This window comes from Vogesella mureinivorans (assembly GCF_007644035.1).
Lineage (GTDB): Bacteria > Pseudomonadota > Gammaproteobacteria > Burkholderiales > Chromobacteriaceae > Vogesella > Vogesella mureinivorans.
Genome location: NZ_VMTV02000071.1, coordinates 1 through 400 on the forward strand (window position 1 = coordinate 1; position 400 = coordinate 400).

Consider the following 400-nt stretch of genomic DNA (forward strand, 5'->3'; position numbering starts at 1 on the left):
GACGGTTTCGTCGGCTTCGTCGGTGGTGTCGTTGCTGGTCGGTACGGTCACGGTGAAGCTGGTGACGCCAGCTGGTACGGTGATCTTGCCGGTGGCAGGGTCGTAGCTCACGCCGTTGCTGAAGGTGGCGGTGCCGTAGTCATCAGCGGTAGCAGTGCCGTCTTGCAGCGCGAAGTCGAAAGTGGTGGCGCTGGACGAAGCGTTGGACAGCTTGACGGTGAAGGCCAGGTCGCTGCCTTCGGTGGCGGATACGTCGCCGGTGCCCAGGTCGTTACCGATCGATTCGATGGTCGGCGTTTCGTCGTTGTCCAGGATGGTACCGGTAGCGTCTTTGCCGCCGATGCTCAGCTTGACGGTTTCGTCGGCTTCGTCGGTGGTGTCGTTGCTGGTCGGTACGGTC

General features: G+C 62.5%; 1 protein-coding gene. It reads right to left on the minus strand.

Annotation, left to right across the window (positions count from 1 at the left end):
* Positions 1-400: hypothetical protein (locus FLQ44_RS01985; protein ID WP_206208616.1), on the minus strand; the 400-nt coding region annotated here is incomplete at both ends.